Genomic DNA, 21,410 nt, shown 5'->3' on the forward strand with positions numbered 1-21,410 from the left:
GCCATGTAACAAAGTCTCCCGTGTAACCATTTCCGGGGGAATCGCCGAATGCGCCGTGCTGCCTTGCTGTCGTTGTTGCTCGTTACCACCAGCCCGGCCTGGGCGCAGGAAAAGCCCAAGGACGCCGCCGCCAAGGGCGACCATCGCGAGCAGATGAAGGCCGAGGCGGAGGCCGCCTGGGCCAAGCCTTCGGTCGAGGAAGCAGCGGCCGTCAGCCACGGGGCGGTCACCGTCGGCGGGCAGCGCATCGCCTATACCGCCACCGCCGGCACGCTCACCATTCGCGACGACGACGGCAAGCCGACCGCCTCCTATTTCTACACCGCCTATACCCGCGACGGGTCCGCCCGCGAGCAGCGGCCGGTGACCTTCTTCTACAATGGCGGGCCGGGTTCGCCGACGATCTGGCTGCACATGGGCAGCTTCGCGCCGGTGCGCGTCACCACCGCCAACCCCGAATATATCCGCCCGGCGCCCTATGGCTTCGGCCCCAACCCGGATTCGCTGATCGACAAGAGCGACCTCGTCTTCATCGATGCGCTCGGTGCCGGCTGGTCGCGGCCGCTGGGGGACAAGACCGGCAAGGATTTCTGGGGCGTCGACCAGGATGCCGACGGCTTTGCCCGCGCCATCCTGCGCTACACCAGCAAGTTCGATCGCTGGCCTTCCCCGAAATTCCTGTTCGGCGAAAGCTATGGCACGCTCCGCAATCCGGTCGTCGCCGCGAAGCTGGAGGATGCGGGGCTGAGCCTGAACGGCATGGTCCAATTCTCCACCATCATGAACTATGGCGTGCGCCAGCCGGGCTACGATCAGAATTTCCTGACCCTGTTCCCGACCATGGCGGCGACGGCCTGGTACCATAACCGGCTGCAGAACCGCCCGGCCGACCTGCCGACCTTCATGGGCGAGGTCCGCGCCTTCACCAGCGGGCCCTATGCGGCGGCGCTGGCCAAGGGATCGACCATTTCGGCCGAGGAAAAGGCGGCGGTCGCGAAGAAGATGTCCGAGTACACCGGCATCAGCGAGGCCTATATCCTGCGCGCCGACCTGCGCCTGACGTTGCCGCGCTTCCAGACCGAGCTGCTGCGCGATCGCCGCCTGGCGGTGGGCCGGCTCGATTCGCGCTATCTGCTGAACGTGACCGATGCCAATGCCGACAGCCCGACCGACGATCCTTCGTCCACCGCCGTCACCGGCGCGTTCGTCGCGACGTTCCAGGACTATGCGACGCGCGTGCTCGGCTACAAGACGGACATGCCCTATCGCATGACCGCGCGCGGCCCCGGCTTCGACTGGGACTGGAAGCACCGCGCGCCGGACGACAGCGGTACCCATCTCGCCCCCAACAGCGCCGTCGACCTCGCCTATACGATGCGGACCAATCCGTATCTGAAGGTGCTGTTCATGAACGGCTATTACGACTTCGCCACGCCCTTCTACGGCGCCGAGTTCGATGTCAGCCACATGCTGCTCGATCCGCAGCTGCAGAAGAACATCCGCTTCACCTATTATGACGCAGGCCACATGGTGTATCTGAACCCGAACACCATGCCGCAGATGCACCGCGATCTGGCGGCCTGGTATGACGAGGCACTGCGCACCGCCGCATCGAGCACGCTGCCGGCGCGCGCTGGCGCAAAGGCCGCGCAGAACTGAGGCCCGGGCGGATCTTCGGCGCGCGCATGGCGTGCGTGTGCCGGAGCCGGTCGCGTTCGGGCCGGGACTGTGGCAGGGCGGGCGCATGACGACCCGCCCGCACATCCTGGTCGACGCCGATGCCTGCCCGGTAAAGGACGAAATCTACAAGGTCGCCTGGCGGCTGGAGGTGCCGGTGACGCTGGTGAGCAACGCGCATCTGCGCGTGCCGCAGCATCCGTTGATCGCCCGTGTGGTGGTGAGCGACGGCTTCGACGCCGCGGACGACTGGATCGCCGAGCATGTCGATGCCGGCGCGGTGGTGGTCACCGCCGACATCCTGCTGGCCGATCGCTGCCTGAAGGCGGGGGCGGCGGCGGTGCTCTCGCCCAATGGCAAGCCGTTCACCAGCAGTTCGATCGGCAATGCGGTAGCGGTGCGCGCGATCATGGCAGATCTGCGGGCAGGCGGCGATCGCATCGGCGGCCCGCCGCCGTTCGGCAAGGAAGACCGATCGCGCTTCCTGTCCGCGCTCGATACGGCGATCGTCCAGGCGAAGCGCGCGCTCGGCTGAGGACGGGCGCCTAGTGCAGCTTGGCGATCGACAGCCCGTCGAGCTTGGCGCGTTCCTTCACCGATTCCTCGCTGCGGGTCAGCGCCTTGGCGATCGCGCGCAGCGGCATGCCCTTCTTGGCGAGGGTGTGGAGCTTCTGCAGCTCATCGGGGCGCCAGGGCTGGCGGTGTCGTTCGAAGCGTTCGGCCATGGCGTCTGTTAGCCGATTGTCGGCTCCGGGGACATAGCGGCGGAATCGCGCTCGCGCAGGGCTGCGGCGATACGCTCGGCACCGGCTTCGCTCGTGCTGGCGATGTCGATCGGACGCCCGCCCAGCGCCTCATCCACGCTGTTGAGGAAGGCGAGCGCCGCCGCGCGATCGGGAAAGCGCTGAAAGGCAAGCAGGGCGATGCGCGACTGGCGCGCGATGACCTCGGGCGCGAGCTTGCTCCGCACCGCGCCGCGGAAGCGCCGGCGGTCGCCCTCGTCCGAGGTCGCGCCGACTTCGAGCCGGGTGATCGCGCCGCTCATGCGGCGATCGCCAGATCGGCGGTGCCGTGGAGGCGCTGCCATTCCTGGATGCGGCGGGCATAGGCGGCGGCAAGGGCGCGATGCGACGCGCGCGACGCGACGCAGGCCGCACTCGAGGCGCGGCGTACGGAGTTCTGGTACCGGGAAACGAGATAGGCGAGATCCATGGACAAACCCGTGCGGCGCAAGCGAGAACATGATGGACCCAGCCGCCGGCGCTTACGGATCGAAAGCCGGCGATGGATATGATATGGGGTCAGCGCCTTCGTTTCACAACCGGCGAGCCGGTCGGAGCCTAGGCCAGCGCCCGTTCGCCCTCGCGCAGGGTGAGTACCTCGACGCCGTCCGCCGTCACCGCCACGGTATGCTCGAACTGGGCCGAGAGCTTCCGGTCGTTGGTAACCACCGTCCAGCCGTCGTCGAGCGTCGTCACCTTGCGCGTGCCCTGGTTGAGCATCGGCTCGATCGTGAAGGTCATGCCCTCGCGCAGTTTCATGCCGGTGCCGGGGCGGCCGAAATGGAGAACCGAGGGCTCTTCATGCATTTCGCGGCCGATGCCGTGGCCGCAATAATCGCGCACCACCGCATAGCCGTGCTGCTTGGCGTGGCGCTCGATCGCGGCGCCGATGTCGCCGAGCGTGGCACCAGGGCGAACCTGGGCGATGCCCTTCCAAAGCGCCTCCTGCGTCACCCTTACCAGCCGCCGCGCCTGGGGCGAGACGGTGCCGACCATATAGGTCTTGCTCGAATCGGCGATGAAGCCATTCTTCTCCAGCGTGATGTCGAGGTTGAGGATGTCGCCGTTGCGGACGATCGTGCCGGCATCGGGCACACCGTGGCAGACCACTTCGTTCGGCGAGCAGTTGAGCACGAAGCCATAGCCGTACTGGCCCTTGCTCGCGGGGCGGGCGTGGAGCTCGTCGGTGATGTAGCGGTCGACCAGCGTGTCGATCTCCAGCGTCGACATGCCGGCAAGGGGCGTGCGGTCGAGCATTTCGAACACCTGGGCGAGCAGGCGGCCGGCCTCGCGCATCAGCGCGAGTTCCTGGGGGGTCTTGATCACCTCAGGCGGCTTCGCGCGGGGGGATGGCGACCTGCGCCTCCGCCAGCTGACGGCGGACGATCTCGTGAAAGGGGAGGGTGGGGTTCGCCTCGGCGAGCATGCCGATCTTCATCCAGTATTCGGCCTGGGCGTTGATCGAGCGGCACATCACCGCGCTGGCGCGGCGGGCCTCCTCGTGCAGGTCGTCGGCGATTTTCACGATGCCCATGGGTGCTCCGGAGGGTGGGTATACGGAGCGTATATGATTCGTATGTTGAGCGGGGGCAAGGGTGCGGTAAAGCAAGCCCCTCCTCCTTGGAGGAGGGGTTGGGGTGGAGGGATGCCAGACGATTTGTTGGTCTCGGTGAGACACTGCCCCACCCCAACCCCTCCCCTGAAGGGGAGGGGCTTTAGGAGGGTCACCGCGCCAGCGCCGCCGCCTCACGCGCCTTGGCTTCCACCTCTTCGAGCGAGCCGCTGGCGATCCAGCTGCCGCCGACGCAGAGCACCGGGTCGAACGCCAGCCATTCCGGCGCGCTCGCCAGGCTGATGCCGCCGGTGGGGCAGAACTTCGCCTGGTAGAAGGGCGCGGCGAGCGCCTTCAGCGCCTTGAGGCCGCCCGAGGTTTCGGCCGGGAAAAACTTGAAGTGGCTGAGGCCGAGGTCGAGCCCGCGCATGATGTCACCGGCATTGGCGGTGCCCGGCAGATAGGGCACGCCGCTCTTCACGATCGCGTCGCCAAGGCGCTCGGTGAGGCCGGGGGAGACGATGAACTCGGCATCCTCCTTCATCACCTGTTCGAACTGCTGGGTGTTCACCACCGTGCCGGCGCCGACGATCGCGCCGGGGACCTGCTTCATCTCGCGGATCGCGTCGAGTGCGGCAGGCGTGCGCATCGTCACTTCGAGCACGCGCAGGCCGCCCTTCACCAGTGCCTCGGCAAGCGGACGCGCCTTGGCGGCGTCGTCGATCACCAGCACCGGGATGACGGGTGCGGTGCGCATGATGGCTTCGATCGAAAGGCGGGGTTCGCTCACTGTGCATGCTCCTGGGCGAAGGCGGCGGCTGCGCCGTACAGGCCCGGCTGGGGATGGGTGATCAGCTTGACGGGGATCGTCGCCATCAGGGAGCGGAAGCGCCCCTTGGCGACGAATCGCTCGCCGAACCCCGATTGCAGCAGATGGTCCTTCAGGCGCAAGCCCAGACCGCCGGCGATCACCACCGCCGTGGGCCCATGGGCGAGGGCAAGGTCGCCCGCCACCGCGCCGAGGCTGAGGCAGAAGCGATCGAGTGCGGCCACGGCCAGGCTGTCCTTGCCCTCCAGCGCGAGCGTCCAGATCGCCTTGTCGTCCAGGCGGGGAACGGGGACGCCCTCCAGATCGGCCAGCGTCTCGTAGATCGAGACAATCGCCGGGCCGGCGACCATGCGCTCCTTGGAGACGCGCTGATAGGTGCGGCGCAGGCGCTTCACCATCGCGTCCTCGATCGCGTCGAGCGGGGCGAAATCGCTATGGCCGCCTTCGGTCGCGATGATGTGGTAGCCGCCGCGGTGACGGAACACCTGCGCGACGCCGAGACCGGTGCCGGGGCCACAGACGGTGATCGAGCCCTTGTCGGGCAGCGGCGTCTCGGGTCCGCAGAGGTGGAGGAAATCCGAATCGTCCAGCTGGGCGACGGCATGGCCGATCGCCTCGAAGTCGTTGACGATCGTCCACACGTCGGCGCCCAGCCGATCCGGGATCAGCGGTGGACGGATGATCCAGGGATTGTTGGTGAGCTTGATCAGATCGGCGTTGATCGGCGAGGCAACCGCGATCGCCGCAGCCTTGGGAACGGGCCGGCCGAGCTGCTCGCCGAACGCGCGCCAGGCCAGCTGCAGGCTCGGATGCTCGGCCACCTTCTGGGTGATCGGCTCGCTCATCGAAACGACGCGGCCCTCGGCCACCTCCGCCACGGCAAAGCGCGCGTGGGTGCCACCAATGTCGACGGCGACGACTTCCATCCGATTCCGATCCTCTCTCTGTCGCCCCTGTCAACGTTGCCAGTGAGCGTCCGCCCTTCTTCCCGTCCGCCGCGCGGATGTAAAGTCCGCGGGCGTCGTAGGGCGTGATTTACATGCGTTACAAACTTACAGGCCGGCTTCGTGCAGCATCGCCGACGCGCCCTTTTCGGCCTCGTCGCAATAGTGCCGCATCATCGCGAACAGCTCGCGGCCGGTGCCCGTCGCCGGGGGCGGGGCGACGGCATGCTCGCGCGCATCCCACTCATCGGCGGGCACCAGCGCTTCCAGCGTACCGGCCTCGGCATCGAGGCGGAGGATGTCGCCGTCGCGCACCTTGCCGATCGGGCCGCCGCCCAGGGCTTCCGGCGACAGATGGATCGCCGCCGGCACCTTGCCGCTGGCGCCAGACATGCGGCCGTCGGTGACCAAGGCGACCTTGAAGCCGCGGTTCTGGAGAACGCCCAGCTGGGGGGTCAGCTTGTGCAGCTCCGGCATGCCGTTGGCGCGCGGGCCCTGGAAGCGGACCACGACGATCACGTCGCGCTCCAGTTCGCCGGCCTTGAACGCCTCCAGCACTTCCAGCTGGTCCGAGAAGACGCGGGCGGGGGCCTCGATGATCCAGCGCTCGCGCTCGACCGCCGATACCTTGATGCAGGCGCGGCCGATATTGCCCTTGAGGATGCGGAAGCCGCCCTCGGGGGAGAAGGCGGTCTCGACCGTGCGGACGATGTTCTCGTCGTTGCTCTTCTCGCCATGCTCGGTCCAGACCAGCGCGTCCTCGACGATGTCGGGCTTGCGGCCATAGGCGGCCATGCCGTCCTTGGCGATGGTTAGCGCATCGCCGTGCATCAGCCCGGCGCGCAGCAGCTCCTTGATGACGAAGGACGGGCCGCCGGCATCCTCGAACTGGTTCACGTCCGCGGACCCGTTCGGATAGACGCGCGTCATCAGCGGTACGACGCGCGACAGGCGATCGAAATCGTCCCAGTCGATCGTGATGCCGGCCGCCCGCGCGAAGGCGGGGACGTGGATCAGGTGGTTGGTCGAACCGCCGGTCGCCAGCAGCACGATCGCCGCGTTCACGATCGCGCGTTCGTCGACGACATGGCCGATCGGGCGATAGTCGTCGCCGTTCCAGCCGATCTCGGCGAGACGGTGGACGGCGTGGCGGGTCAGTTCCTGGCGCAGCTTGGTGCCGGGATTGGCGAAGGCCGAGCCGGGGACGTGCAGGCCCATCGCCTCCATCATCATCTGGTTGGAGTTGGCCGTGCCGTAGAAGGTGCAGGTGCCCTTGCCGTGATAGGCGGCGATTTCGGAGTCCAGCAGTTCCTCGCGGGTCGCCTTGCCCTCGGCATAGCGCTCGCGGACCGCGGCCTTTTCCTTGTTGGGCAGGCCCGAACGCATCGGGCCGCCGGGGATCAGCACCATCGGCAGATGGCCGAAGCGCAGCGCCCCCATCAGCAGGCCCGGCACGATCTTGTCGCAGATGCCGAGCAGCGCCGCGCCTTCGAACACGCGGTGGCTGAGCGATACGGCGGTCGACATCGCGATGGTGTCGCGGCTGAACAGTGAGAGCTCCATGCCCTGATAGCCCTGGGTCACGCCGTCGCACATTGCCGGCACGCCGCCCGCCACCTGTGCGGTGGCCCCGGCTTCCATCGCCCAGACCTTCATCTGCTCGGGATAGCGATAATAGGGCGCATGGGCCGAGAGCATGTCGTTGTACGCGGTGACGATGCCGATGTTCATGCGGTTGCCCGCCTTCAGCACGTCGCGCTGCTCCTCGGTGCCGGCATAGGCGTGGGCGAGGTTGGCGCAGCCGAGCTTCGGCCGATCATTGCCCGACTCGCGCTCGCGCTGGATCAGCGCCAGATAGGCAGCACGGCCCGCCTTGGATCGCTCGATGACGCGATCGGTGACGGCGGCGATTTCGGCGTGGAGGGTGGTCATTCAGACGCTCCAGTGGATGTCGACGGGTAGTTCGGTTTCGGCCAGCACGCGGCCGATCGGCAGGGTCGAGCCGGCGCCTTCGGCAATGGCGCGCTCCAGCACGTCCTTCTTTTCCTGGCCGGTGATCGCGATCATCAGCGCGCGGGCCGAGACGATCGCGGCGAGCGACAGCGACACGCGGGCGACGGGGGCCTCGGGCGGCAGCGGGTCGGGCATCACGCCCAGCGCGCGGCGCTCCTTGGGCCCCGTAAGCGCTTCAGCGAGGTCCGGGCCGGGGAAGATCGAGGCGGTATGGCCATCGGCGCCCATGCCGAGCAGGCAGAGGTCGAGCGGCCAGTGGAAGTCCTGCAGGCGTGCGTCCGCCGCGCGGCCCGCGGCCTTGTAGTCGTCGGCCTTCTCGCTGACGACCGGGATCACCCGCGCGCCGAGCGGCAGGAACACCTTGGCGAGGCCGGTCACGTTCGACATCGGATCGCCCATCGGCACGATGCGATCGTCGGTGGGGATGATCGTCACGCGCTTCCAGTCGAGCTTGGCCTTGCTCAGCTTGGCGTAGATCGGGCCGGGGGTGCGGCCGCCGGCAAGCGCGATGACCGCGGCACCGCGCGCGTCGATCGCGCTTTCGATGATGAACTGGACGTCGCCGGCGAGCGCATCGCCCATTTCGGCGGCGTCGTCATAGTCCCACCATTCGATTTCGGTCGTCATGTAAGCTCCTTGAATTTCGGTGGGACCGCGTCAACGGCCAGGCGGCCGCGCGGGTCCGATATGGGGATGGGGTCGCTGGTTCGCAGCATGGGGCTGCGCTTGCCCTCCAACCGTCATCCCGGCGGAAGCCGGGATCCATTTCACAGCTACGCTGGAGATGGAACGGATACGGTGAGGGCAATGGATCCCGGCTTTCGCCGGGATGACGTGCTTCGAAAAGGCGCTCGCCCCGCTCATTCGTGCCAGTGTACCCCGTCGCGCTCGGTGAGCGCGATCGAGAGCGAGGGGCCCCAGCTGCCCGAGGCATAGGGCTTGGGCTTGAGATCGTTGGCGTCCCAGCCGGCGCGGATCGCGTCGATCCATTCCCACTGTGCCTCCACCTCGTCGCGGCGGACGAACAGCGTGGGATCGCCCTCGATCAGGTCGAGCAGCAGGCGCTCATAGGCGATGCGGCGGCGGGTGCCGGCGAATTCGGTGTCGAGGCTGAGATTGAGCGGCACCTCGCGCAGGCGATAGCCCTCGCGATCGAGCCCGGGCTGCTTGGCCATCACCAGCAGCTGGACATATTCTTCCGGCTGGAGGCGGATGACCAGCGCGTTGGGCTGGAGCATGCCGCCGCGCTCGGCGAAGATCGAGTGCGGCACCGGCTTGAACTGGATGACGATTTCGGATCGGCGCTCGGCCAGACGCTTGCCGGTGCGCAGATAGAAGGGCACGCCCTGCCAGCGCCAGTTGTCGACATGCGCCTTGATCGCGACGAAGGTTTCGGTGCGCGAATCCTTGCCGAGATCGGTGGCATAATCGCGAACGATCTCGCCTTTGACCGCGCCGCCGCCATATTGGCCGATCACGGTCATGTTGGGCGCCTCGGCGATCGGGATCTTGCGCAGCGAGCGCAGCACCTTGACCTTCTCGTCGCGTACCGCGGTACCGTCGAGGCGCGCCGGGGGCTCCATCGCGATCAGCGCGACGAGCTGGAGCATGTGGTTCTGCACCATGTCGCGCAGCGCGCCGGTGTCGTCATAGAAGCCGGCGCGGCCTTCCAGGCCCACCGTCTCGGAGACGGTGATCTGCACGCTGTCGATGCCGCGGGCGTTCCACACCGGCTCGAACAGCGAATTGCCGAAGCGCAGCGCCAGGATGTTCTGGACGGTTTCCTTGCCCAGATAATGGTCGATGCGGAAGGTGCGCTCCTCGGGAAAGGCTTCCGCGACGATGTCGTTGATCTCGCGGCTGGAGGCGAGGTCGCGGCCGAGCGGCTTCTCCAGGCTGATGCGGACATTCTCCCCGGTGAGCCCGGCCGATTCGAGGCCCTTGATGGTCGGCCCGAACAGCCAGGGCGCGGTCGACAGGAAGATGGCCAGACCGCCGGAGATGTCGCCCAGCTTTTCCTTCAGCGCGGCATAGCCGTCGATCTGCGAGGCATCGAGCGTCTGGTAATGCAGGCGCTGGAGGAAGCCCTGGACAGCGCTGTCGTCTTTTCGGTCGGCGGGCAGGAACTGGTCGAGCGCCTTGGCAGCGAAGTCGCGGAAGCCATCATCGTCATGGTCCGAGCGGGCGGTGCCGGTAATGGTAAGGCCATGGGGGAGCAGGCCGTCCGCATGCAGCGCATAGAGCGACGGGAGCAGCATCCGCTGCGCGAGATCGCCGGTGGCACCGAACAGAAGCAATTTGCCGACGGGCTGCTGCATCATTTCCCTCGTGATTGGTTCGCCCCGCGAGACACCAATGCGGCCGAAAGATCAAGCCGGAGGGGGGGAATAGGTATGCGGATACGGGAAAATTTGATGCATTATTCCCCTCCCGCGTGCGGGAGGGGAAGGCAAGGTCAGAGCACCAGCCCCGCGACAGGGTCCAGGCCGGCCATGATGTTGAGGTTCTGCACCGCGGCGCCGGCGGCGCCCTTGCCGAGATTGTCGAGCGTGGCGATCAGCCGCGCCTGGCGGGTCTCGTCATTGCCGAACACGCGGACCGACAGGCGATCGGTGCCGGCATTTTCCTCGATGGTGACCGTCGGCACGTCGGCCGGCAGCACCTGCACCACCGGCGAGTCGCGATAGGCGTCGCGAAGCACGTTCTCGAGCGATTCGACCGAGGGCTTGCGGGTGAAGGCATAGAGCGGCAACGGCACTTCCACGATCATGCCGCGATAGGTGCGCGCGACCGATGGCATGAAGATCGGCGGATTCACGATCCGCGCATGCTTCTGCATCTCGGGCACATGCTTGTGCGCCAACGCGAGGCCATAGGGGCGGAAGGCGGTGTCGGTGGGGTTGGTGCCCTTGCCCTCGAACTCCTCGATCATCGAGCGGCCGCCGCCCGAATAGCCCGACACCGCGTTCACGCTGAGCGGGAAATCGTGCGGGATCAGCCCGGCGCGGATCAGCGGGCGGACCAAAGCGAGGAAGCCGGTGGGGTAGCAGCCGGGATTGCTTACCCGCGCCGCCTCGGCGATCGCCGCGGCCTGGCCGGGCTCCAGCTCGGCAAAGCCATAGGTCCAGTCGGGCGCAGTGCGATAGGCGGTGGAAGCGTCGATCACGCGAGTCGTGTCGTTGCGGATCATCGCCACCGCTTCGCGGGCCGCGTCGTCGGGCAGGCAGAGGATGACGAAATCGGCCGCGTTGAGCGCTTCCTCGCGCTTCTTCGGATCCTTGCGGTCCTGGTCGCCTAGCACCATCACATCGATCTCGGAGCGGCCGGCGAGCCGCTCGCGGATCTCGAGACCGGTGGTGCCGGCGGCGCCGTCGATGAAAACGCGCGCGATCATTCACTTTCCCCCAGCGCCGATGCGTCGACATAGCCGACAAGTCCAGGCCCCGGTGCAACGCCCCAGGCCTTCTCGCCGGCGAACTCCAGTGCTTCGAACACATCGCCCTTCTGGAGCGTGACCAGCGCCGGCTCGTCGCCGCGCGCGGTTACCCGCAGGGGTGTTTCAAAATGAACCACGCGGGGCATGGGCGCGGCGTAGTGTGGCGCGAAAACACGTCCAGCAAGGCGGATATCGGCGAGATCCGGACGTACCGCGTCCACCCGCGGATCGATGTCGGCCGAACGGCCGTCGAGCGCCAGACGCTTACGCGTCGGCGTCTGCTGGGACTGGCTCGCTGAGGTGGTTGCCAGCGAGGAAATGCCCGAACTCTGCAAGAAACTCTGCCCCTTCCGCGGTGCGCGCTACGAAGATGTTGCGCTTGTCGGTGTCGTCGCGCTGGCGGCGCAGATAGCCGAGCGTACCCAGACGATTCAAGGCACGCGTGACCACCGGCTTCGAGACGTTCAGCGCCCGCGCCAGACCGCGCACCGTATGGGGGCCCGGATCGAGATACACAAGCATCAGCAGCGCCATCTGGCGGTTGGTCAGGTCGGGCTCTCCCGAACGTACATAATCGATCAGGGTATTCTTCCACCCGGCAAGGGTCTGTTCGGACATAGCGTTCACTGCATCACTCGTTCGTTTCAGGCCCGGCACGGCATCGAACCGGTGAAACAAACGCGCATTTTCCAACTAGGTTTCAGTGCGCGGGCGAAATGTTGTCGGAAAATGCAGTGAAAATGCAGGCAGGCCATGGAGTTGCGCGAAATACCCCGGGGGCGACGGATCGCGCGGCGCCGATGCGGACGCGGAACAGGCGGTTGATTGACGGGGGTTGCTCGCCTATGTCGCCGGCTTCGCTAACGGGCACCGGATTTCATGTTCACCTTCCTCCTCGTCGTACAGTTCATCATCGCCGCCCTGCTGGTGGGGGTGATTCTCGTCCAGAAGTCGGAGGGTGGCGGTCTCACCTCGGGCGGCAGCCCTGCGGGCCTGATGTCGGCGCGGGGCGCGGCCGACTTCCTGACTCGGATGACCTCGATTCTCGCCACGGCGTTCATCCTGATGAGCATCGTGCTCGCCTTCCTGGCGGCCACCCGGCATTCGACCAAGATCGACGCCAGCCTGCAGAAGGCGCCCGCCGCCGTCGCACCGGTGACGATCCCCTCGGCCCCCGCGCCGACCGGCAACGACACGGCACCGGCCGGCAACAGCGCGGTTCCGTTCAGCCAGTAAGCTTCCGTAGTTCGCCGCGCTTGCGGCGGATTCACCGTAAAATTTGCGCAACCGGCGGATTCTTACGCTTGCCGGTCTGCGCCCTTTGACGTTAGGCGTTTTCTCCCATGGCGCGGTACATCTTCATCACCGGCGGCGTGGTCTCCTCGCTCGGCAAGGGTCTCATGGCAGCGAGCCTCGCGGCGCTGCTCCAGGCCCGTGGCTATCGAGTCCGCATCCGCAAGTTCGATCCCTATCTCAACGTCGATCCCGGCACGATGTCGCCGCACCAGCATGGTGAGGTGTACGTCACCGACGACGGCGCGGAGACCGATCTCGACCTCGGCCACTATGAGCGCTTCACCGGTGTGACCGCGCGCCAGGCGGACAACGTCACCTCGGGCCGGATCTACAAAACGATCATCGAGCGGGAGCGCCGCGGTGACTATCTGGGCGCGACCGTGCAGGTGGTCCCGCACGTCACCGACGCGATCAAGGCCTTCGCCCAGGCCGAGACCGAGGATCTCGACTTCGTGCTGTGCGAGATCGGCGGCACGGTGGGCGACATCGAATCGCTGCCGTTCATCGAGGCGATTCGCCAGCTCCGCAACGATCTCGGCCGCGGCCAGACCGTCAGTATCCATGTGACCCTGGTGCCGTTCATCGCGGCGGCGGGCGAGCTGAAGACCAAGCCGACCCAGCACAGCGTGCGCGAACTCGCGGCCCTCGGCGTCCAGCCCGACGTGCTGGTCTGCCGCGCCGAACGCCCGCTGCCCGCCGGCGAGCGCGCCAAGATCGCCCAGTTCTGCAACGTTCCCGCCTCGGCCGTGATTCCGGCGCTCGATGCCAAGAGCATCTATGCGGTGCCGCTGCAGTATCACGGCGAAGGCCTCGACGTCGAAGTGCTCAAGGCCTTCGGGATCGAGCCGGGTCCGTCGCCAGACCTGCGCCGCTGGAGCGACATCGTCGAGCGGCTGGAGAATCCCGAGGGTGAGGTCACCATCGGTGTGGTCGGCAAATATATGGGCGTGCCTGATGCCTATAAGTCGCTCACCGAGGCGCTGGTCCATGGCGGCATCGCCAATCAGGTGAAGGTCAACATCCAGTGGCTCGACGCCGAGCTGTTCGAGCAGGATCAGGCCGAAGTCGCTGCGATGCTCGAGCCGATGCACGGCATCCTGGTGCCGGGCGGTTTCGGCGAACGCGGCAGCGAGGGCAAGATCGCCGGCGTGCGCTTCGCCCGCGAGCGGAACGTGCCGTTCTTCGGCATTTGCCTCGGGATGCAGATGGCGTGCATCGAAGGCGTCCGCGCCCAGGGTGTCGCCAATGCCTCGACCACCGAATTCGGCCCTACGCAAGAACCGGTGGTCGGCATGATCACCGAATGGATGACCGCGGACGGCCTGCAGAAGCGCGAGGCCGGCGGCGATCTCGGCGGCACGATGCGGCTGGGCGCCTATACCGCGAAGCTGGGCGGCAACAGCGTCGTCGGCTCGATCTATGGCAGCGACACGATCAGCGAGCGCCATCGCCACCGCTACGAGGTGAATACCGCCTACAAGCCGGTGCTGGAGCAGGGCGGCCTGGTGTTCTCCGGCATGTCGCCGGACGGGACGCTGCCCGAAATCGTCGAGCGGCCGGACCATCCCTGGTTCGTCGGCGTGCAGTTCCACCCGGAATTGAAGTCCAAGCCGTTCGATCCGCACCCGCTGTTCGCGAGCTTCATCGCCGCGGCCGTGAAGCACTCGCGGCTCGTCTGAGCGCGTGCTGCGGCGGGCCTTCGTCGCCGGGCTGGTGCTGCTGGCGGTGTCCGCAGCGCCGGCGCCGCCGCAGCGCGCTGCGCCGGGCACGATACGGGTGCGCCTGGTGACGAGCATGGGCGCGATCACCGTCGCGCTCGATGCGCGGCGGGCGCCCAAGACCGTCGCCAACTTCCTCGCCTATGTCGATGACGGACGGTTGGAGGGCACGACCTTCTACCGTACGGCGCGGCGCAAGGCCGAGCCGACCAAGGGCTTCATCCAGGGCGGCGTCGGCACCGATGCGCGCCGGATGCTCGACCCGCTGCCGCTGGAGCCGACCAGCCGGACGGGCCTCAAGCATCTGAGCGGCACCATCTCGATGGCGCATGGGCCGAACCCCAATTCGGCGAGCGGCAATTTCTCCATCATGGTCGGCGACAATCCCGGGCTCGACGCGCGCGGTGCCAACCCGGGCTTTGCCGCGTTCGGCCAGGTTGTCGGCGGCATGGACGTGGTCCAGCGCATTCTGGCGCTGCCCAGCGGCGGCGGACGCGACGCGATGAAGGGCCAGATGATCCTGAAGCCGGTGACGATCGTGCGGGCGGAGCGGCTGGACGGGGTGGCGAAGCCGACGGGGCGGGTGAAGCCGTGGTTGCTGGGGCTGAAGCCGGCGGGGTGAGGGCCTGCTGTTCTTTGGTTGGCATTTTTCGGCCGCCTATCGTTATGGGGCGGGGGTGGTGGTGAATGCGACTAATCTCATTGCAGCATCTCGGTCGTCTCGATCTCTTGCCGAGGCAGATTGAGCATGAGCGGCTTGAGGCAATGAGGTTGGAGCGTTTCTCCAACATGTTTCGAGCGGCCGCTGGCAGACCTGTCACTACTAAGAAAAGGCGCCCGGGCCGAAGCCCGGGCGCCCCGTAGCGGCGTCTAAGGGAGTGGACGCCGCGAGTGCTTGAGGCAGGTTACGCCGCGTTGGCCGTGCGATGGTCGATCGCTGCGGCAACACTGCCGGACCCGACCTGGATCTTCTTGGGCTTCATCGCTTCGGGCACTTCGCGCAGCAGCTCGATCGTCAGCAGGCCGTCGGCCAGGTTCGCATTCTCCACCCGCACGAAATCGGCGAGTTCGAAGCGGCGCTCGAAGCTACGGTTTGCGATACCCAGATGCAGATAATTGCCCTGGTTGTTCTCATTCTCCCCGGCCTTCTTGCCGGCGACCAGCAGCAGGTTCTGCTGGGCGGTGATGTCTATCTCGTCCGCCTTGAAGCCGGCCACCGCGATGGTGATGCGATACCGGTCCTCGGCAAGACGTTCGAGGTTGAAGGGGGGATAGTTTTCCGAATTCGCCTGACGGGCACTGGCTTCGAGCAAGTCGAACAGCCGGTCGAAGCCGATCGCCGAGCGACGGAAGGGAGTAAAGTCAAACTGACGCATCTTCAGATCCTCCATTGAGCAATTTGAACGTCGTGAACCTGGATGCCCGGCCAACTGCCGCGACACCGGTGCGAGGCCCGGTCGGCGCCTCACACAGGAAATCTGGTGTTGCGGTTGGCGGTTTCAAGGGGCGGCCAATCGGGACTAGCCCGCGCTAAACATCTCCTTGTTCGCTAAAGCCCACTGGGTTGATGGACATTGCGGCAACGACCAAGGGGAACCCGATGAGCCTGCCGCTGATTCCGCTGTTGCTGTTGTCCGGTGCCATGCCGGCCGCGAACGATCCCGAGGTGCGGGTGCCGCCGCCCGTCGCAGAGCCGCAAAGTCAGAGCGGCGACATCGTCGTGACCGCCCGCCGCCGCGAGGAGCGGATCCAGGAAGTGCCGGTGGCGGTTTCGGTGCTGAGCGGGACGACGCTTTCCGAAGCCGGCGCGTTCAACGTGGCGCGCATCCAGCAGTCGCAGCCGGCGCTGCAATTCTATTCGAGCAACCCGCGCAACACCGCGATCAACATCCGCGGCCTGGGTGCGCCGTTCGGCCTCACCAATGACGGGATCGAGCAGGGCGTCGGCTTCTATGTCGACGGCGTCTATATCGGCCGGGTCGGTGCTTCGACCTTCGACTTTGTCGATGTCGAGCGGGTTGAGGTGCTGCGGGGCCCGCAGGGCACGCTCTACGGCAAGAATACCACGGCGGGCGCGATCAACATCACCAACCGCAAGCCGAGCTTCACGCCCGAGGTGCGCTACGAAGCCACCGCGGGCAATTACGGCTTCCTGCAGCTCAAGGGATCGGCCTCGGCGCCGATCGCGGACGACAAGCTGGCGGTGCGGATCTCCACGTCGGTAACGCGACGCCAGGGTACGATCTACGACACCAAGAGCGACACGAACCTCCATCGCCTCGACAATTACGGGGTGCGCGGGCAGCTGCTGTGGCGCGCGGCGCCCAATCTCGACCTGACCCTGTCGGGCGACTTCAACCTGCAGAATCCGCTGTGCTGCGTGCAATATTATGCCCGCACCGGGGCGACCCAGCGGCCGCTCAACCGCCAATATGCGGCGCTGGCTGCCGCCTTCGGCTATGCCCCGCCGAGCACCAATCCCTTCGACCGTACCACCGATCTCGATGCGGACATCAACTCGCGGCAGGAAATCGGCGGCGCCTCACTGGTGGCGAACTGGGATCTCGGCGGTGCCACCGTCACCTCGGTGAGCGCGTGGCGCTATTGGGACTGGCAACCGGCCAACGACCGTGATTTCGTCGGGCTTCCGATCACCACCGTCTCGCAGAACCCGTCGCAGCAGAAGCAGGTCTCTCAGGAGCTGCGCATCGCTTCGAACGGCCGGAACAAGCTCGATTACACGGCCGGCATATTCCTGTTCCACCAGACGATCGACACCCAGGGGTCCCAGGTGCAGGGCTCGGCGGCGAGCCGCTGGCTGCTCAATCCCGGCGCCAGCGTCGCGCCCGGGGCGGCCGGGTGCGCGACGGCGACTACGGCTGCCTGCAACCCGCTGGTGCTGAACGGACTGACCAGCCGGAACACGATCAGCTTCGACAACACCAGCTTCGCGGTGTTCGGCAAGCTCAACTGGGAAGCGCTGCCGGGCCTGCGGATCCAGCCCGGCCTGCGCGTCAACTATGACAAGAAGAGCGGCTCGTACGAATCCGTCGTCAGCATCAGCAACGCGCGCTACAATTTCGTCGCGACGGCGGACAATGCGGCGGCGCTGCTGGCCAGCGGTGCGGCGACGGCGGACCAGTTCAACACGCTGGCTCCGCAGCGCTACAGCCCGAAGTTCGACCAGTGGAACGTGTCGGGCGACGCGACGCTCTCCTACGACTTCAGCCGCGACGTGCATGGCTATGCGACCTATGCACGCTCGTTCAAGTCGGGCGGCATCAATCTCTCCGGCCTGCCGCTCAATTCGACCAACACCGCGGTGGACCTGTCGACCCAGACGGTGAAGCCGGAAAAGGTCAATCATTTCGAGATCGGTCTGAAGAACCAGTTCCTCGATCGTCGCCTTACGCTGAATCTCGCTGGCTTCTGGACCGAGATCAGCGACTATCAGGCGACGGTGAACAACAACGCGATCAACGTGATCCGTGGCTATCTGGCCAATGCCGGCAAGGTACGGTCGCGCGGGTTCGAATGGGATTCGTCGTTCCGTCCGAGCGAACGCGCGAATGTCTATTTCAACGGCGCCTATACCGACGCCAAATACACCAGGTTCGCCAACGCGCCGTGCCCGCCCGAGCTTTCCGGCGGCACCGCGATCACCAATCCCGCGACCCAGACGGCGGCCGCGCCGGGCACCCCGGGGTTCAGCCCTGCCTCGTGCAACATCTCCGGTCAGGTGCTGCCGGGCATTTCGAAATGGGCACTCGGCTTTGGCGGCGAAGTGAATGCGCCGGTCGAAGGCGGGCAGGTCTATCTCGGCTATGACGGCAGCTGGCGTTCGCGCTTCTCGTCCAACCCGTCGCCGTCCGCCTATACCTGGATCGACGGATATGCGCTGTCCAATTTCCGGCTCGGCTATCGCAAGGGCAAGGTGAACGCCTTTGCCTGGGTGCGGAACGCCTTCGACAAGCGCTATTTCGAACTGCTCTCGGTCCAGTCCGGCAATACCGGGCTGATCGTCGGCCAGCCGGGCGATCCGCGCACCTGGGGATTTACGGTCAGCGGTTCCTTCTGATCGTGACACGAGCTGGCCTCCCGCCATGGCCGGGGGAGGTTGGCGGGCGGGGCAGGGCAACCTGCTCCGCCCGATAGCGGCCGCCTGCGATTGCTCCTGCTTCTCCGTCAATCCCGCGGAGGCGGGAGCCCATTGATGGGAGCGTCGCAGCAGGCGCCGAAACGTCCTGGCAAATGGATCCCCGCCTCCACGGGGATGATGTGTGGAGGGAAGAAGCGTCCCAGGGCTCGCGGCGATGATGTGGAGACCAAGGGCGGCCACAAAACGAAAACGCCCGAGCCGTTGCCGGCCCGGGCGCCTGCGTGACGAATGCTCGTCAGCCCCCTTGAATAGGATCCCGCTTCTATACATCTGCGTTACACCGCAGATGGAGCTGGGAACCTCCCCGAACCGTGGCCTTTTTGCGCCTGCGCTTCGACGGTTTCTTGGTAGAAGCCTGAAGCGCTTTTGTCACCGGTCGACAGCTTGGCGTCAGCAGATTGCGTCTAAGCTGTGTCGAATCGGCAACAGAACGCTTCCCACGCCGGACGACTGGCCCTAGAGGATCCGCATGCTACTCTCTCGCTACGAGCGAATGATCGCCCGCCGCTATCTGCTGCCCGGGCGCAGCGAAGCCTTCATCGCCGTCGTCGCCGGGTTCAGCCTGGTTGCCGTGATGCTCGGCGTCGCCGCGCTGATCGTGGTGATGAGCGTGATGAACGGGTTTCGTGCCGAACTGTTCGACAAGATCTCCGGCCTCAACGGCCATGCCGTGATCCAGGGCTATAACGGCCAGCTGCGCGACTGGCGCCGCGTCGCCGACGAGGCCAAGGCGATCCCCGGCGTCACCGCCGCGACCCCGCTGATCGAGCAGCCGCTGTTCGCCAGCAACAATGGCCGGGTCGAGTTCGCGATCGTGCGCGGCATGCGGGTAGAGGATATCCGGAACAACGGCACGCTGAAGGGGAAGGAGATCCTCGGATCGTTCAACAACCTGAAGCCCGGCAGCGAGCAGATCGCGATCGGTTCGCGCCTTGCCGAGGCGCTGGGCGCGACGGTCGGCAGCCAGATCACCATCTATAATCCCCAGGGTGCGACCACGCCGATGGGTACCATGTTCCGCACCGTGCAATATCGGGTGGCGGCGGTGTTCGAGGTCGGCGTCTATGATTACGACAAGACCTATATCATCCTGCCGATGGAAGACGCGCAGACGCTGATGCTGCTCGGCGATTCGGTGGGCATGGTGCGCATCGACACCAGCAACCCGGACAAGATCGAGCAGATTGTCGGCCCGCTCGCCGACAAGGTGAGCAATGTCGGCCAGATCACGGACTGGCGCCAGATGAACCGCGAGCTGTTCGAGGCGCTGTCGGTCGACCGGATCGTGTCCTTCACCATCCTGTCGATCATTCTCGTCGTCGCCTCGTTCAACATCATCTCCTCGCTGATCATGCTGGTACGCGCCAAGACGCGCGACATCGCGGTGCTGCGGACGATGGGCGCGACGCGGGCGAGCATGATGAAGGTCTTCGTCGTCGTCGGTACCACCATCGGTGCGCTGGGCGTGGGGGCAGGGGGGCTTCTCGCCTTCTTCTTCATCACCTATCGCGAGCAGGTGGTGTGGGCGATCGGCGCGGTGACCGGGCAGAAGGTGTGGGACCCGCAGATGCGCTTCCTGACCGAACTGCCGGCCAAGACCGATCCGTTCCAGACCTTCGCGATCTGCGCGATGGCGCTGCTCTTCACCTTCCTCGCCACCCTTTACCCCGCGTGGAAGGCTGCGAGCACCGATCCTGTCCAGGTACTGCGCTATGAGTGAACCGGTTCTCCAGACGCGCGACCTGCGCCGCAGCTTCGAACAGGGCGGGGTACGCATCGACGTGCTGCGCGGTGTCGACCTCGACGTGATGCCCGGCGAGATCGTGGCGCTGCTCGGCCCCTCGGGCTCGGGCAAGTCGACCCTGCTCCAGGCCGTGGGGCTGCTGGAAGGCGGGTTCGAGGGATCGATTCGCATCGTCGGCGAGGAAGCGGCCAAGCTTTCGGCAAGCGGGCGCACCGAAGTGCGGCGCGACCGGCTGGGCTTCGTCTACCAGTTCCACCACCTGCTGCCCGATTTCGACGCGACCGAGAATGTCGTGCTGCCGCAGCTGATCCGCGGTGCCGAGCGCCCCGCCGCCCAGGCGCGCGCGACCGAATTGCTGACCACGCTGGGGCTTGGCCACCGCCTGACCCACCGGCCGAACCAGCTTTCCGGCGGCGAGCAGCAGCGCGTCGCCGTCGCCCGCGCGCTTGCCAATCGGCCGCCGCTGGTGCTGGCGGACGAACCGACCGGCAATCTGGACGAGGCGACGTCGAACCGGGTGTTCGATGAATTCCTCAACCTCGTGCGCGGCGAAGGCTCGGCGGCGCTGGTCGCCACCCATAACGAACGGCTGGCGGCGCGGATGGACCGTGTCGTGCGGCTGCACGAAGGACGCTTGGAGGAAACCGCATGAGCGACGCATCCACGACCGCGGAACCGATTACCGGCATTCCCGTCACCCTGCCGGATGGCACGACCAGCGACCTCTCGGCCTTTGCCGGCCAGGTGCTGCTGATCGTCAACACCGCCTCCAAATGCGGCTTCACGCCGCAGTACAAGGAGCTGGAGGAGCTGTGGCGCGGCTACAAGGATCGCGGCTTCGCGGTGCTGGCTTTTCCCTGCAACCAGTTCGGCGCGCAGGAGCCCGGCAATGCCGAGGAAATCGCGAACTTCTGCTCGCTCACCTATGACGTGACCTTCCCGGTCTTTGCCAAGGTCGACGTGAACGGCGGCAATGCCGCGCCGTTGTTCCAGGCGCTCAAGGCGCAGGCGCCGGGGGTGCTGGGGACCGAGGCGATCAAGTGGAACTTCACCAAGTTCCTGGTGGGCCGCGATGGCAAGGTGGTCGAGCGCTATGCCCCGACGACCGCACCGCGCGCGATCGCGGACGATATCGAAGCGCTGCTTTAGCAGGACGTTTAGCCACAAAGCACGGCCGGGACGGGAGGTGTGTGGATGCCCCGGCCGCGCAATGCTTCTACCATGACCCCAAGGTTTCGTCAGTTCGAACGCATCCGTTTC

The 21,410-nt window shown here is 66.4% G+C and carries 23 protein-coding genes; 9 read left to right on the forward strand and 14 right to left on the reverse strand.

Features of this window, described 5'->3' with window-relative positions; all coding sequences use genetic code 11:
- Positions 1-48 precede the first annotated feature (48 nt).
- Together KK7_RS0106470 and KK7_RS0106475 are read left to right on the forward strand one after the other, a co-directional pair.
- Positions 49-1,659: a S10 family peptidase gene (locus KK7_RS0106470; protein ID WP_010543825.1), complete on the forward strand. Its 1,611-nt coding sequence runs from the start codon at positions 49-51 to the stop codon at positions 1,657-1,659.
- An 85-nt stretch (positions 1,660-1,744) separates the two neighbouring features.
- Positions 1,745-2,212, forward strand: coding sequence for a YaiI/YqxD family protein (locus KK7_RS0106475; protein ID WP_010543826.1), 468 nt, complete (start codon positions 1,745-1,747; stop codon positions 2,210-2,212).
- Positions 2,213-2,222: 10 nt separating this feature from the next.
- Here KK7_RS0106475 and KK7_RS0106480 read toward each other — a convergent pair whose 3' ends face one another.
- The 13 genes from KK7_RS0106480 to KK7_RS0106540 all read right to left on the reverse strand — a co-directional run bounded on the left by KK7_RS0106480 (position 2,223) and on the right by KK7_RS0106540 (position 11,851).
- On the reverse strand, positions 2,223-2,402 hold the full coding sequence (locus KK7_RS0106480) for a hypothetical protein (protein ID WP_010543827.1): 180 nt from the start codon (positions 2,400-2,402) through the stop codon (positions 2,223-2,225).
- Positions 2,403-2,410: 8 nt separating this feature from the next.
- Positions 2,411-2,722, reverse strand: coding sequence for an antitoxin Xre/MbcA/ParS toxin-binding domain-containing protein (locus tag KK7_RS20235; protein WP_010543828.1), 312 nt, complete (start codon positions 2,720-2,722; stop codon positions 2,411-2,413).
- Entirely contained in the window at positions 2,719-2,889 is a 171-nt protein-coding gene (locus KK7_RS23150; RefSeq protein ID WP_193377997.1) for a hypothetical protein, read from the reverse strand. Before KK7_RS23150 ends, KK7_RS20235 begins: the two co-directional genes overlap by 4 nt.
- A 128-nt stretch (positions 2,890-3,017) precedes the next feature.
- Complete coding sequence (gene map / locus KK7_RS0106495) at positions 3,018-3,785, reverse strand: type I methionyl aminopeptidase (protein ID WP_010543829.1); 768 nt, start codon at positions 3,783-3,785, stop codon at positions 3,018-3,020.
- Position 3,786: 1 nt separating this feature from the next.
- On the reverse strand, positions 3,787-3,993 hold the full coding sequence (locus KK7_RS0106500) for a ParD-like family protein (RefSeq protein WP_010543830.1): 207 nt from the start codon (positions 3,991-3,993) through the stop codon (positions 3,787-3,789).
- 190 nt (positions 3,994-4,183) lie between these two features.
- Complete coding sequence (gene eda / locus KK7_RS0106505) at positions 4,184-4,768, reverse strand: bifunctional 4-hydroxy-2-oxoglutarate aldolase/2-dehydro-3-deoxy-phosphogluconate aldolase (protein WP_040597909.1); 585 nt, start codon at positions 4,766-4,768, stop codon at positions 4,184-4,186.
- Positions 4,769-4,797: 29 nt separating this feature from the next.
- Positions 4,798-5,766, reverse strand: a complete 969-nt coding sequence (locus tag KK7_RS0106510) for a glucokinase (RefSeq protein ID WP_010543832.1) — start codon at positions 5,764-5,766, stop codon at positions 4,798-4,800.
- Positions 5,767-5,892: 126 nt separating this feature from the next.
- Positions 5,893-7,716, reverse strand: coding sequence for a phosphogluconate dehydratase (edd, locus tag KK7_RS0106515; RefSeq protein ID WP_010543833.1), 1,824 nt, complete (start codon positions 7,714-7,716; stop codon positions 5,893-5,895).
- Entirely contained in the window at positions 7,717-8,424 is a 708-nt protein-coding gene (gene pgl / locus KK7_RS0106520; protein WP_010543834.1) for a 6-phosphogluconolactonase, read from the reverse strand.
- A gap of 233 nt (positions 8,425-8,657) precedes the next feature.
- Entirely contained in the window at positions 8,658-10,118 is a 1,461-nt protein-coding gene (gene zwf / locus KK7_RS0106525) for a glucose-6-phosphate dehydrogenase (protein WP_029622957.1), read from the reverse strand.
- Positions 10,119-10,252: 134 nt separating this feature from the next.
- Positions 10,253-11,191, reverse strand: coding sequence for an N-acetyl-gamma-glutamyl-phosphate reductase (gene argC, locus KK7_RS0106530; protein WP_010543836.1), 939 nt, complete (start codon positions 11,189-11,191; stop codon positions 10,253-10,255).
- Positions 11,188-11,568: an SH3 domain-containing protein gene (locus KK7_RS20240; protein ID WP_337459575.1), complete on the reverse strand. Its 381-nt coding sequence runs from the start codon at positions 11,566-11,568 to the stop codon at positions 11,188-11,190. The genes argC and KK7_RS20240 overlap by 4 nt, the downstream gene beginning before the upstream one ends.
- Positions 11,498-11,851 carry a MarR family transcriptional regulator gene (locus KK7_RS0106540; RefSeq protein WP_010543838.1) on the reverse strand — a complete coding sequence of 118 codons (354 nt, stop codon included), beginning with the start codon at positions 11,849-11,851 and terminating at the stop codon, positions 11,498-11,500. Before KK7_RS0106540 ends, KK7_RS20240 begins: the two co-directional genes overlap by 71 nt.
- A gap of 261 nt (positions 11,852-12,112) precedes the next feature.
- Here KK7_RS0106540 and secG point away from each other — a divergent pair, with 261 nt between their 5' ends.
- From secG to KK7_RS0106555, 3 genes are all read left to right on the forward strand, one after another.
- Positions 12,113-12,469, forward strand: coding sequence for a preprotein translocase subunit SecG (secG, locus tag KK7_RS0106545; protein ID WP_010543839.1), 357 nt, complete (start codon positions 12,113-12,115; stop codon positions 12,467-12,469).
- 107 nt (positions 12,470-12,576) lie between these two features.
- Positions 12,577-14,208 (forward strand): CTP synthase, encoded by a 1,632-nt coding sequence (locus KK7_RS0106550; RefSeq protein WP_010543840.1) that lies wholly within the window; start codon positions 12,577-12,579, stop codon positions 14,206-14,208.
- Between the two features lie 4 nt (positions 14,209-14,212).
- A complete protein-coding gene (locus KK7_RS0106555) occupies positions 14,213-14,869 on the forward strand; it encodes a peptidylprolyl isomerase (RefSeq protein WP_010543841.1) in 657 nt (218 codons plus the stop codon).
- 283 nt (positions 14,870-15,152) lie between these two features.
- On the opposite strand, the gene KK7_RS0106560 is transcribed toward KK7_RS0106555, so the two are convergent.
- Positions 15,153-15,623, reverse strand: coding sequence for an Hsp20 family protein (locus KK7_RS0106560; RefSeq protein ID WP_029622961.1), 471 nt, complete (start codon positions 15,621-15,623; stop codon positions 15,153-15,155).
- Between the two features lie 224 nt (positions 15,624-15,847).
- Here KK7_RS0106560 and KK7_RS0106565 point away from each other — a divergent pair, with 224 nt between their 5' ends.
- The 4 genes from KK7_RS0106565 (at position 15,848) to KK7_RS0106580 (ending at position 21,299) form a co-directional block, all read left to right on the forward strand.
- Positions 15,848-18,325 carry a TonB-dependent receptor gene (locus KK7_RS0106565; protein ID WP_010543843.1) on the forward strand — a complete coding sequence of 826 codons (2,478 nt, stop codon included), beginning with the start codon at positions 15,848-15,850 and terminating at the stop codon, positions 18,323-18,325.
- A gap of 550 nt (positions 18,326-18,875) precedes the next feature.
- Positions 18,876-20,126 carry a lipoprotein-releasing ABC transporter permease subunit gene (locus KK7_RS0106570; RefSeq protein WP_010543844.1) on the forward strand — a complete coding sequence of 417 codons (1,251 nt, stop codon included), beginning with the start codon at positions 18,876-18,878 and terminating at the stop codon, positions 20,124-20,126.
- Positions 20,119-20,802 carry an ABC transporter ATP-binding protein gene (locus tag KK7_RS0106575; RefSeq protein WP_010543845.1) on the forward strand — a complete coding sequence of 228 codons (684 nt, stop codon included), beginning with the start codon at positions 20,119-20,121 and terminating at the stop codon, positions 20,800-20,802. Before KK7_RS0106570 ends, KK7_RS0106575 begins: the two co-directional genes overlap by 8 nt.
- Positions 20,799-21,299, forward strand: coding sequence for a glutathione peroxidase (locus KK7_RS0106580; RefSeq protein WP_010543846.1), 501 nt, complete (start codon positions 20,799-20,801; stop codon positions 21,297-21,299). The genes KK7_RS0106575 and KK7_RS0106580 overlap by 4 nt, the downstream gene beginning before the upstream one ends.
- Positions 21,300-21,410: the final 111 nt, after the last annotated feature.

Origin of the sequence: Sphingomonas elodea ATCC 31461 (assembly GCF_000226955.1) — a bacterium.
Lineage (GTDB): Bacteria > Pseudomonadota > Alphaproteobacteria > Sphingomonadales > Sphingomonadaceae > Sphingomonas > Sphingomonas elodea.

Coding starts and splice junctions, on each gene's coding strand:
- KK7_RS0106470 (WP_010543825.1), top strand. CDS start 49: ATGCGCCGTGCTGCCTTGCTGTCGTTGTTGCTCGTTACCACCAGCCCG.
- KK7_RS0106475 (WP_010543826.1), top strand. CDS start 1,745: ATGACGACCCGCCCGCACATCCTGGTCGACGCCGATGCCTGCCCGGTA.
- KK7_RS0106480 (WP_010543827.1), bottom strand. CDS start 2,402: ATGGCCGAACGCTTCGAACGACACCGCCAGCCCTGGCGCCCCGATGAG.
- KK7_RS20235 (WP_010543828.1), bottom strand. CDS start 2,722: ATGAGCGGCGCGATCACCCGGCTCGAAGTCGGCGCGACCTCGGACGAG.
- KK7_RS23150 (WP_193377997.1), bottom strand. CDS start 2,889: ATGGATCTCGCCTATCTCGTTTCCCGGTACCAGAACTCCGTACGCCGC.
- KK7_RS0106500 (WP_010543830.1), bottom strand. CDS start 3,993: ATGGGCATCGTGAAAATCGCCGACGACCTGCACGAGGAGGCCCGCCGC.
- eda (WP_040597909.1), bottom strand. CDS start 4,768: ATGCGCACCGCACCCGTCATCCCGGTGCTGGTGATCGACGACGCCGCC.
- KK7_RS0106510 (WP_010543832.1), bottom strand. CDS start 5,766: ATGGAAGTCGTCGCCGTCGACATTGGTGGCACCCACGCGCGCTTTGCC.
- edd (WP_010543833.1), bottom strand. CDS start 7,716: ATGACCACCCTCCACGCCGAAATCGCCGCCGTCACCGATCGCGTCATC.
- pgl (WP_010543834.1), bottom strand. CDS start 8,424: ATGACGACCGAAATCGAATGGTGGGACTATGACGACGCCGCCGAAATG.
- zwf (WP_029622957.1), bottom strand. CDS start 10,118: ATGATGCAGCAGCCCGTCGGCAAATTGCTTCTGTTCGGTGCCACCGGC.
- argC (WP_010543836.1), bottom strand. CDS start 11,191: ATGATCGCGCGCGTTTTCATCGACGGCGCCGCCGGCACCACCGGTCTC.
- KK7_RS0106540 (WP_010543838.1), bottom strand. CDS start 11,851: ATGTCCGAACAGACCCTTGCCGGGTGGAAGAATACCCTGATCGATTAT.
- secG (WP_010543839.1), top strand. CDS start 12,113: ATGTTCACCTTCCTCCTCGTCGTACAGTTCATCATCGCCGCCCTGCTG.
- KK7_RS0106550 (WP_010543840.1), top strand. CDS start 12,577: ATGGCGCGGTACATCTTCATCACCGGCGGCGTGGTCTCCTCGCTCGGC.
- KK7_RS0106560 (WP_029622961.1), bottom strand. CDS start 15,623: ATGCGTCAGTTTGACTTTACTCCCTTCCGTCGCTCGGCGATCGGCTTC.
- KK7_RS0106565 (WP_010543843.1), top strand. CDS start 15,848: ATGAGCCTGCCGCTGATTCCGCTGTTGCTGTTGTCCGGTGCCATGCCG.
- KK7_RS0106570 (WP_010543844.1), top strand. CDS start 18,876: ATGCTACTCTCTCGCTACGAGCGAATGATCGCCCGCCGCTATCTGCTG.
- KK7_RS0106575 (WP_010543845.1), top strand. CDS start 20,119: ATGAGTGAACCGGTTCTCCAGACGCGCGACCTGCGCCGCAGCTTCGAA.
- KK7_RS0106580 (WP_010543846.1), top strand. CDS start 20,799: ATGAGCGACGCATCCACGACCGCGGAACCGATTACCGGCATTCCCGTC.